The following is an 8,925-nucleotide window of genomic DNA, read 5'->3' as shown; positions in this document are numbered from 1 at the left end:
TCGACCTCGCCTGGCTGCTCATGATCGCGGAGCAGAAGACGCCCGGTGACCCGCAGGTCACCGACTGGGGCGCGCTCGTCTCCGCCGTCGCCCGCCACCGGGCCGTGATATTCGACGTCCCGGTCTACGACTCGCCGCACGCGCGGGCCGCGGCGCTCCTGCAACTCCTCATCCAAGTACCGGCGTTGGAGCGGTCGAACGTCATGTACGCGACGGCGGTCGCCTACGCGTACCTCGTCGCCAGCGGGCTGAAGATCGCCACCTCGCCCGAGCAGATCCGGGATCTGGCGCGGCTCGTGAAGACGGGGGCGGCGAGCGTCCACGACATCGAGAAGGAACTCCGTACGTGGTGTCTGTGACGCGGACGCGATGACGCGACAGCGCGGTGACGCTATGACTCGATGTCGGCCGGAGCGGGGCGGCGGGCCGTGCCCAGGACGCAGTACGACATCGGTTGGCGGGGGCCGTGGCCCGGCATCGTCAGGGCGCGGTGCGTGACGAGGTCGAAACCGGCGGCGCTCAGGGCCGCGAGGGCGTCGCGGCGCAGGTGGCAGCCGCCCACGCACCACGGCCACACGGTGCGGTCGAGGGCGCCCTGGACGAACCGCATGCCGCGACCGGGGGCGCGTACGTGTTCGAAGAAGCGGACCTCGCCGCCGGGGCGGAGCACGCGGTGGACCTCGGCGAGGGCGCGGTCCACGTCGCGGACGCTGCACAGGACGGTGCTCAGCACCACGGCGTCGTACGCCTCGCTCTTGACCGGCAGCGCCTCGGCCGCGCCGGGCACCACGTCGACGGGGACGTCCGCGCGTCGCGCCGCGTCGACGGCGAGGCGGCGCAGGGTGCGCTCCGGCTCGATCGCGACGACCTCGGAGACCGTGGTGGGGTAGTGGGCGAAACCGGCCCCCGTGCCGGCGCCGACCTCCAGGACGCGGCCGGTGAGGCCGGCGACGAGTTCGCCGCGCACCGGGCGCATGGCGGGCTCGACCCGTTGCACGGCCTGGGCGTAGTAGCGCGCGAACACGGGGTGGTGGACGACGTCCCGGCGTGGCCGGGCAGTCCTGGCGAACAGTGCCTGAGCCTTGACCACGATGCGCCTCCTCGGCCTCCGGCCCCCTCCCCACTTTCTTCCCCGCCGACCGGCGGAACCACCGCAACGGCTGCGGGCAGTCGGAACGACGGGCCCCCGCTACCGCACCGGCGGCGCCATCGCTCGCGCGAACGTACCCCCGTCCCACCTCCCGCCCAGCGAGGACGACAACCACCCCGCCGCCTCCGACCGGAACACCTCAGGGGCCCACGATCCCGCCCCCTCCGGCACCGCCCCCACCACTTCCGCCCCCGCCGCCACCGGCAGGTCGCCCACGTTGCAGCGCTCCGCCAGCCCCGGTTCCCCCGGCCAGCTGCCGATCACCACGCCCGACTGGCGCAGGCCGCGGGAGCGCAGCGCCTCGCCCGTCAGCTGGACGGAGTTGAGGGTTCCGAGGCCCGCCGCCGCGACGACCAGGACCGGCGCCCCGAGCAGCCGCGCCGCGTCCGCCAGCGTGCCGCCCTCCTCGTCGAAGCGGACCAGCAGCCCGCCCGCCCCCTCGACCAGCACGAGGTCGTGCGACGCCGCCAGCTTCTCCGCCGCCTCCGCCACCTGCGCAGGACGCACCGGCGCGAGACCGGCACGCGCCGCCGCCGTCCCCGGCGCCAACGGCTCCGGATACCGCGCCAGTTCGACCCCGGTCACGGTGCCGCCCGCGAGCCGCACCACCTCGTCCACGTCACCCGGTTCCCCGGCCGCGACCCCCGTCTGCGCCGGCTTGAGCACGGCCACGGACCGCCCGCCCCGCGCGGCGACCGCCGCCACCGCGGCCGTCGTCACGGTCTTGCCCACCTCGGTACCGGTCCCGGTCACCACGAGCACACCCATGTCGCACCCTCACCCTTCTCCCGCGGCGGCCGCCACCGCGCACACCGCTCGACCGATCCGTGCCACGTCCTCGTCCCCGGTGACGTACGGCGGCATCGTGTAGACGAGGTCCCGGAACGGCCGCAGCCACACACCCTCCGCGACCGCGGCCCGCGTCGCCGCCGCCATGTCCACCTCCCGGTCGAGCTGGACGACCCCGATGGCGCCGAGGACCCGTACGTCCCGCACCCCGGGGAGCGACGCCGCGGGGGCGAGCCCCTCGTGCAGGCCCGCTTCGATCCGCTTGATCTCGCGGCGCCAGTCCTGCCCGAGCAGTACGTCGATCGACGCGCACGCGATCGCCGACGCCAGCGGATTGCCCATGAACGTCGGCCCGTGCGCGAGCACCGGCACCTCGCCCCGCGAGATGCCGTCGGCCACCCGCGCCGTGCACAGCGTCGCCGCCATCGTCAGATAGCCACCGGTCAACGCCTTGCCCACGCACATCACATCGGGCGACACCCCCGCGTGGTCCGCGGCGAACAGCTCGCCCGTGCGTCCGAACCCCGTGGCGATCTCGTCGAACACCAGCAGCACATCGTGCGCGTCGCACGCCTCCCGCAGCACCCGTAGATACGCGGGGGAGTGGAACCGCATCCCGCCCGCGCCCTGCACCACTGGCTCCACGATCACGGCCGCCACCTCGTGCGCGTGCCGCTCGACCGTCTCCCGCAGATGCTCGGCGTACGACTCCTCGTACGCGTCGAAGCCGCTCGGCGGCGCGTCCGCGAAGACCTGTTCGGGCAGCACGCCCGACCACAGCCCGTGCATGCCGCCCACCGGGTCGCACACGGACATCGGCTGCCAGGTGTCACCGTGGTACCCGCCGCGCCACGTCAGCATCCGCCGCTTCTCGGGGCGGCCGAGCGAACGCCAGTACTGGAGGCACATCTTCAGCGCCACCTCGACCGACACCGAGCCCGAGTCGGCCAGGAACACATGCTCGAGGCCCTCGGGAGACATGTCGACAAGGCGCTCCGCGAGCCGCACGGCGGGCTCGTGCGTGAGCCCGCCGAACATGACATGGCTCATCCGCCCCAACTGGCCGCGCGCCGCCTCGTCGAGCACCGGGTGGCTGTAGCCGTGGATCGCCGACCACCACGAGGACATCCCGTCCACCAGCTCGCCGTGGTCCGCGACCCGCAGCCGCACCCCGGCCGCCGACTCGACGACCAGGGGCTCCTGCCGGCCGGGCATCGGCCCGTACGGGTGCCAGACATGCCGCCGGTCGAGGTCGAGCAGTTCCGCCACGTTCGGGTCAGGCATTGGGCGCCAGATCCGTCCCCGCGCCCCGGCGGCGTACGGACACGAGGTCCGTGCGGGCCTCGCCCGCCACCGATTCCGGCTCCGTCTCCGACACCGCCTCCGGTGCGCAGGCCGAGCCCGACCCGCAGCCGCTGCCGGCCCGGTGCTCGGGCAGTGTCACCCGGTCGGTGCCCTCGACCTCGAAACCGGCGTCCGCGATCATGTCGAGGTCGGCCTTCCCGGCCTGGCCCTCGCTGGTCAGGTAGTCGCCGAGGAAGATCGAGTTGGCGATGTGCAGGGCGAGCGGCTGCATCGACCGCAGATGCACCTCGCGGCCGCCCGCGATCCGCACCTCCACGTCGGGGCAGACGAACCGCACCATGGCCAGGATGCGCAGACACCGCTGCGGCGTCAGGTTCCACTCCTTCGCCAGGGGTGTCCCCTCGAACGGGATCAGGAAGTTCACCGGCACCGAGTCCGGGTCGAGTTCACGCAGCCCGTAGACGACGTCGACCAGGTCCTCGTCGCTCTCGCCCATCCCCGCGATCAGCCCGGAACAGGCCGAGAGGCCCGCCGCGTGCGCCTTCTTCACGGTGTCGACACGGTCCGCGTAGGTGTGCGTCGTCGTGATGTCGCCGTACGTCGCCTCGGAGGTGTTGAGGTTGTGGTTGTACGCGTCGGCGCCCGCGCCTCGCAGGCGCTCCGCCTGCCCCTCGTCGAGCAGCCCGAGACACGCGCACACCTCGACGCCCTCGTTCTCCGACTTGATGGCGTCGATGGTCTTCGCGACCCGGTCCACGTCCTTGTCGGTCGGGCCGCGCCCGCTCGCCACCAGGCACACCCGCTTGGCGCCGCCCGCGACACCCGCGGCGGCGGCCTTCGACGCCTCGTCGGGCTTGAGCCACGTGTACTTGAGGATCTCCGCCTTCGAGCCGAGGCGCTGCGAGCAGTACGAGCAGTCCTCCGGGCACAGACCCGACTTGAGGTTCACCAGATAGTTGAGTTTCACCCGCCGCCCGAACCACTGACGGCGCACCTTGCCGGCCGCGGCCACCACGTCGAGCAGTTCGTCGTCGGACGTCGCGAGCACCGCGAGCGCCTCTTCACGGCTCGGCAGTTCGCGCCGAAGCCCCTTGTCCACCAGCGTGTTCAGCAGGTCCATGGCCCCTGATCCTTACCTATCCCGGCGCTCCGGGGAAAGGAGACTCCCTACAAAGGACCGCGGAGGACGTGTGGGTATTGCCACACCCTGCCCCTGTGGCCCGACGGCTAGTGTCTGTGCATTACCTACAAACCCAGGGACCCGACGGGGGAGCCATGACGACGGCCCACACACGCGCGTTCGACTGGATCGGCGCGCAGCGGAGCGCCCGCGAGGCCGCCGGACTCGTCCGGACCCTGCGCCCCCGCCCGGCGGACAGTCCGGTCCTCGACCTCGCGAGCAACGACTATCTGGGACTCGCCCGGCACCCCGAGGTGATCGAGGGCGCCGCGGCGGCGGCCCGCCGGTGGGGCGGTGGTGCCACCGGTTCACGCCTGGTGACGGGCAGTACCGAACTCCACGCCGAACTGGAGCGCGAGCTCGCCGAGTTCTGCGGCTTCGAGGCCGCCCTGGTGTTCTCCTCCGGCTACGCGGCGAACCTCGCCGCCGTGACGGCGCTCGCCCCGCACGGCTCGCTGATCGTGTCCGACGCGGGCAACCACGCCTCGCTGATCGACGGCTGCCGCCTCGCCCGAGGTGTCACGCAGGTGGCTCCGCACGCGGACCCGGCCGCCGTGCGCAAGGCCCTGGGCACACACGAAGGCCCCGCCGTCGTGGTCACCGACTCGGTGTTCTCGGTGGACGGCGACCGCGCCCCCGTGGGCGAACTGGCCGATGCGGCAAGGGAATGCGGCGCCGGTCTGGTCGTCGACGACGCGCACGGGCTCGGCGTGGTGGGCCCCGGAGGCCGTGGTGTCCCGTACGCGGCCGGGCTCGCGGGCGCGCCGGACGTCGTCGCCACCGTCACCCTGTCCAAGTCCCTGGGCGCCCAGGGCGGCGCGGTGCTGGGCCCGGCCCCTGTCATCGACCATCTCGTCAACGCGGCCCGCACCTTCATCTTCGACACCGGGCTCGCCCCCGCGGCGTGCGGCTCGGCGCTCGCGGCGCTCGGGCTCCTTCGCCGCGAGCCGGAGCGCGCCGCGCACGCCCGGCACGTGGCGACGACCCTGCACCAACGTCTCGTGGCGGAGGGGCTGTTGGCCGTACGGCCCGACGCGGCGGTGGTGTCCGTGCGGGCGCCCTCGCCCGACGCGGCGGTGCGCTGGGCGGCGGACTGCCGGGACGCCGGTCTCTCGGTGGGGTGCTTCCGGCCGCCGTCCGTGCCCGACGGCATCGCACGACTGCGGCTGACCGCCCGCGCCGACCTGACGGCGACCGAGGTCGCCGAGGCCGTACGGGTGATCAGCCGCAGTGCTCCGAACGGTGCCGCTACCGCAGGGAGTTGACGAACCTCCGCCAGGTGGCGGACGTGAACAGGAGCGCGGGTCCCGCCGTGTGCTTGGAGTCACGGACGGCCAGCAGATGGGCCGTCGTGCCCGAGCTCAGCGGGGCCGCCTCCACACAGTTGTTGGCGCCCGTGCTGCGGCTGCTGCGCCGCCATCGGACGCCGCGGAGCGATGTGCTGCACGCGACGGTAGGAACCCACGGAACATACCGAGGCATTGTGGTCATGGTGCCTCCTCACGCGGAGCCGGCGCACGACGAGGTGTCGGCGACCTCGCTTACCCGGCAATCTTTGCGATGAATTCGAGTGAATCCTCGGGTGACCTGGCATGGAGCAGAAGAGCGTCGAAGGCGTCCGTGTACGCCTTGAGGTCTTCTTTCCGTTCGAGGTAGAGGCTACTCGTCAAATGGTCGAGAACAACCACATCCAGATCAGATGTGTTCGGAAAAGAGAACACAACGAAAGGTCCCGTCAGGCCGATATGGCCTCCCGACGAGAACGGCAGCACGTGAATCCGGACATGTGGCATCCGCGCCGCCTCGGCCAGATGTGCCAACTGCCGCCGCAGCACACCGCGCCCGCCCACCTCCCGGCGCAGCACCGCCTCGTCGAGCACGGCGGTCAGCCGCAGCGGTGGATCGGCGCGCAGCACGTCCTGGCGGGCCAGACGCACCTCCACCAGCGCGTTGATGTGCCGGTCCGGCGCTCCGTTCAGCACCGAACGCGTGACCGCGTGCGCGTACTCGGGGGTCTGGAGGAGTCCCGGCACGACGCTCGTCTCCAGGGTCCTGATCCGGCACGCCTGTGACTCCAGGCTGATGAAGTCGCGGTACGCGGGCGGCAGCAGCCCCCGGTACGCGTGCCACCAGTGGTGCCCGCCGGCGTTGTCACCGCCGGCCAACGCGACGACCAGTTCCCGCAGTTCGGGATCGCGTGCCTCGAACGCGTCGAGCAGCCGCAGCACATCGGACGGCTTCACGCCGCTGCGCCCTGTCTCGATCCTGCTCACCTTCGACTGGTGCCAGCCGACGAGCCGGGCGGCCTCCCCGCTCGTGAGGCCGGCCTGGACGCGCAGCGCCCGCAATTCGGCACCGAGCTTGCGACGACGTACCGCGGGACCGTACTTCATGGAGGACTCCTCGGGGCTCCTCGCGCCACCCGGCCGGGCTCCCTCCCGGCCCGCACGGGGCGTGTGTCAGAGCAGACGGTAGAGGACGGAACGCGCCGTGGCCCAAATACGGTCCGCCACCGCAGAGTTCACCGCATCGAGCGACAGATATATGCATATCTTGGGGGATCGCCACCACAGTGGGACGTCCAAGTGGCAATCTGGCGCGAAGCAGTTGCCGGGGCCCGCGCGCGAGCGATCCGCGAGGCCGGACGAGCCACCTCGGCGGGAAAGGGACACGTCGTCATGGCAGATCACCAGGAAGCATCCGTCACGCTGCCGAGCGATCCCGCCTCGGTCTCGGCCGCCCGCAGGTACGTCGGCACGGTACTCGCGGAATGGGGCATGCCGTCGGGGACCGAGGCGGCGGACACCGTCCGCCTGATCGTGTCCGAGCTCGCGACGAACGCGGTGCAGCACACCCTCGGCCAGTCACCCACGTTCACCGTCGACGTGGAGCTGGAGCGGGACGAGCAGCTGCGCATCGGTGTCACCGACAGTCACCCGCGCTATCCGAAGCGGCTGCCGGCCGCGGTCCAGCAGGACAACGGGCGGGGGATGGTCATCATCCGCTGTCTCACCGCGGAGTGCGGCGGCACCCTGACGGTCCGCCCGACCCCCGAGGGCGGCAAGACCGTGTGGATCGAGCTGCCGTGGGTGGCCTCGGTCAGTCGTCCCGCCTGAGCAGCTCGCGCCGCATCAGCCACGGCATCACGCCCCACAGCCCCGCGCACACGCAGAAGGTGCCGGCGCCCGCGGCGATCCCGCCCGCCCTGCCGACGGTCACGTCGACCACGAGCAGCACGGATCCGCTCAGCGCGAGCACCAGCGCGCCCATGCCGCACGCGGCGAGCCGCGAGGACACCCGCACGATCTGCCGCTTCGCACCCAGCTGGAACAGCATCCGGTGCACCGCGGCCGGCGCCGTGAACAGCGCGGCCGCGATGACCGTGAGAAGCAGCGTCGTGACGTAGGTGGCCCGCTGCGTCGTGTCCAGCGACGGGAAGCGCGGTGTGAACGCCAGCGTCAGCAGGAACGCGAACAGGAACTGCACTCCGGTCTGGGTGACCCGGAGCTCCTGAAGGAGCTCGCCGAAGTTCCGGTCGGCGCGCTCCAGGGGTGTCTCGTTGCGCTCGTGCATCTCCTACGAGTATCCGCTCACGGCGGCCTCAAGCGCGAGCGCTGCCGGTCACCGGACCCGGCCGTACAGCACGCTGTTCGACCAGATCCGCTCCAGACGCACCACGGCGCCGGTCTTCGGGGAGTGCCAGATGCGGCCCTTCCCCGCGTAGATGCCCACGTGGTAGATGCTTCGGCCGTTGCGGAAGAACACCAGGTCGCCGCGTTGCCTGGACGACCTGGAGACGTGCCTGGTCTTGTTGTACTGCTGGGCCGCCGTACGGGGGAGCTTCTTGCCCGCTCGCTTGAACGAGTAGAGCGTCAGGCCCGAGCAGTCGAACCGGTGCGGCCCCGCGGCGCCCCACTTGTACGGTGCACCCTTCTTGGACGCGGCGATGTGCAGTGCCTTCACGGATGCCGTGGCCGCCGATGCCTCGGTGGCGGCGCCGGGGACCATGAGCCCCGCGCCGGCGACGGCGATCGACAGGGCGGAAGCGGTGCCCGCCCGGGTCAGCAGCGACGGAACACGATTGAGCGCAGTCATGCGCAACCCTTCGTCAGCCGCCTGTGAAGGATGACCTGTCGGGTTCGGGCCGGCGAAGTTGCCCGGCCGCATGCTGCGGCTTCACCCCAAGGGCCGTCCGTCGCGGCCTCTGACGAGGCGCGGCGGGGGCCCGTCGTGCTCGGGTCCTCCACTCCTGCCGATGCACTTCTGTCGACCTGGCATCCGCACGGCGGCAGGACTCGGCGTCCGTGCGGACCGCCCCGCCGCTGTGGCGGGGGCTTGTCGTCGCAACGGATCTTCACGCACGGGGAAGGCGAAATCCGAGTTGAACCGGCGGTAAGTGAGGCTCGTCACGCTTGGCCCGTTCAGGTGGACAGTGCGGCTTTCGCCCCCGCCCGGCGAGGCCTGACGAGCCTCGTACCAGCGGCGGAACATCGGATTCCGG

At 72.0% G+C, this 8,925-nt stretch carries 11 protein-coding genes; 3 read left to right on the top strand and 8 right to left on the bottom strand.

Going from position 1 to position 8,925, the window contains the following annotated elements:
- Positions 1–20: 20 nt before the first annotated feature.
- Complete coding sequence (locus ACTWJ8_RS07805; protein ID WP_443264834.1) at positions 21–359, top strand: fic family toxin-antitoxin system, toxin component; 339 nt, start codon at positions 21–23, stop codon at positions 357–359.
- A gap of 32 nt (positions 360–391) precedes the next feature.
- Here the strand turns inward: ACTWJ8_RS07805 and ACTWJ8_RS07800 are convergent, their stop codons facing one another.
- The 4 genes from ACTWJ8_RS07800 to bioB form a co-directional block, all read right to left on the bottom strand.
- On the bottom strand, positions 392–1,090 hold the full coding sequence (locus tag ACTWJ8_RS07800; RefSeq protein ID WP_443263417.1) for a class I SAM-dependent methyltransferase: 699 nt from the start codon (positions 1,088–1,090) through the stop codon (positions 392–394).
- 99 nt (positions 1,091–1,189) lie between these two features.
- A complete protein-coding gene (gene bioD, locus ACTWJ8_RS07795) occupies positions 1,190–1,918 on the bottom strand; it encodes a dethiobiotin synthase (protein ID WP_443263416.1) in 729 nt (242 codons plus the stop codon).
- Positions 1,919–1,927: 9 nt separating this feature from the next.
- Positions 1,928–3,223, bottom strand: a complete 1,296-nt coding sequence (locus ACTWJ8_RS07790; protein ID WP_356383150.1) for an adenosylmethionine--8-amino-7-oxononanoate transaminase — start codon at positions 3,221–3,223, stop codon at positions 1,928–1,930.
- The gene (gene bioB, locus ACTWJ8_RS07785) at positions 3,216–4,364 is read right to left on the bottom strand and encodes a biotin synthase BioB (protein ID WP_443263415.1); all 1,149 of its coding nucleotides are present in this window, start codon (positions 4,362–4,364) and stop codon (positions 3,216–3,218) included. Before bioB ends, ACTWJ8_RS07790 begins: the two co-directional genes overlap by 8 nt.
- 155 nt (positions 4,365–4,519) lie before the next feature.
- Here bioB and ACTWJ8_RS07780 point away from each other — a divergent pair, with 155 nt between their 5' ends.
- Positions 4,520–5,689 carry an 8-amino-7-oxononanoate synthase gene (locus tag ACTWJ8_RS07780; protein WP_443263414.1) on the top strand — a complete coding sequence of 390 codons (1,170 nt, stop codon included), beginning with the start codon at positions 4,520–4,522 and terminating at the stop codon, positions 5,687–5,689.
- Here the strand turns inward: ACTWJ8_RS07780 and ACTWJ8_RS07775 are convergent.
- Positions 5,673–5,915 (bottom strand): DUF397 domain-containing protein, encoded by a 243-nt coding sequence (locus ACTWJ8_RS07775; RefSeq protein WP_356383159.1) that lies wholly within the window; start codon positions 5,913–5,915, stop codon positions 5,673–5,675. The two genes, ACTWJ8_RS07780 and ACTWJ8_RS07775, sit on opposite strands and share 17 nt — an antisense overlap.
- A gap of 50 nt (positions 5,916–5,965) precedes the next feature.
- Positions 5,966–6,817 carry a helix-turn-helix domain-containing protein gene (locus ACTWJ8_RS07770; RefSeq protein WP_356383162.1) on the bottom strand — a complete coding sequence of 284 codons (852 nt, stop codon included), beginning with the start codon at positions 6,815–6,817 and terminating at the stop codon, positions 5,966–5,968.
- 285 nt (positions 6,818–7,102) lie between these two features.
- Here ACTWJ8_RS07770 and ACTWJ8_RS07765 point away from each other — a divergent pair, with 285 nt between their 5' ends.
- Entirely contained in the window at positions 7,103–7,540 is a 438-nt protein-coding gene (locus ACTWJ8_RS07765) for an ATP-binding protein (RefSeq protein WP_443263413.1), read from the top strand.
- On the opposite strand, the gene ACTWJ8_RS07760 is transcribed toward ACTWJ8_RS07765, so the two are convergent.
- Entirely contained in the window at positions 7,524–7,997 is a 474-nt protein-coding gene (locus ACTWJ8_RS07760) for a DUF6328 family protein (RefSeq protein WP_443263412.1), read from the bottom strand. The genes ACTWJ8_RS07765 and ACTWJ8_RS07760 overlap by 17 nt on opposite strands.
- A gap of 48 nt (positions 7,998–8,045) precedes the next feature.
- On the bottom strand, positions 8,046–8,519 hold the full coding sequence (locus ACTWJ8_RS07755) for a C40 family peptidase (RefSeq protein WP_356383171.1): 474 nt from the start codon (positions 8,517–8,519) through the stop codon (positions 8,046–8,048).
- Between the last annotated feature and the right edge of the window lie 406 nt (positions 8,520–8,925).

This window comes from Streptomyces sp. SDT5-1 (assembly GCF_052245995.1).
Lineage (GTDB): Bacteria > Actinomycetota > Actinomycetes > Streptomycetales > Streptomycetaceae > Streptomyces.
This window is presented reverse-complemented; position numbering and strand designations above follow the sequence as displayed.

Coding starts and splice junctions, on each gene's coding strand:
- bioD (WP_443263416.1), bottom strand. CDS start 1,918: ATGGGTGTGCTCGTGGTGACCGGGACCGGTACCGAGGTGGGCAAGACC.
- ACTWJ8_RS07755 (WP_356383171.1), bottom strand. CDS start 8,519: ATGACTGCGCTCAATCGTGTTCCGTCGCTGCTGACCCGGGCGGGCACC.
- ACTWJ8_RS07780 (WP_443263414.1), top strand. CDS start 4,520: ATGACGACGGCCCACACACGCGCGTTCGACTGGATCGGCGCGCAGCGG.
- bioB (WP_443263415.1), bottom strand. CDS start 4,364: ATGGACCTGCTGAACACGCTGGTGGACAAGGGGCTTCGGCGCGAACTG.
- ACTWJ8_RS07765 (WP_443263413.1), top strand. CDS start 7,103: ATGGCAGATCACCAGGAAGCATCCGTCACGCTGCCGAGCGATCCCGCC.
- ACTWJ8_RS07790 (WP_356383150.1), bottom strand. CDS start 3,223: ATGCCTGACCCGAACGTGGCGGAACTGCTCGACCTCGACCGGCGGCAT.
- ACTWJ8_RS07775 (WP_356383159.1), bottom strand. CDS start 5,915: ATGACCACAATGCCTCGGTATGTTCCGTGGGTTCCTACCGTCGCGTGC.
- ACTWJ8_RS07805 (WP_443264834.1), top strand. CDS start 21: ATGATCGCGGAGCAGAAGACGCCCGGTGACCCGCAGGTCACCGACTGG.
- ACTWJ8_RS07760 (WP_443263412.1), bottom strand. CDS start 7,997: ATGCACGAGCGCAACGAGACACCCCTGGAGCGCGCCGACCGGAACTTC.
- ACTWJ8_RS07770 (WP_356383162.1), bottom strand. CDS start 6,817: ATGAAGTACGGTCCCGCGGTACGTCGTCGCAAGCTCGGTGCCGAATTG.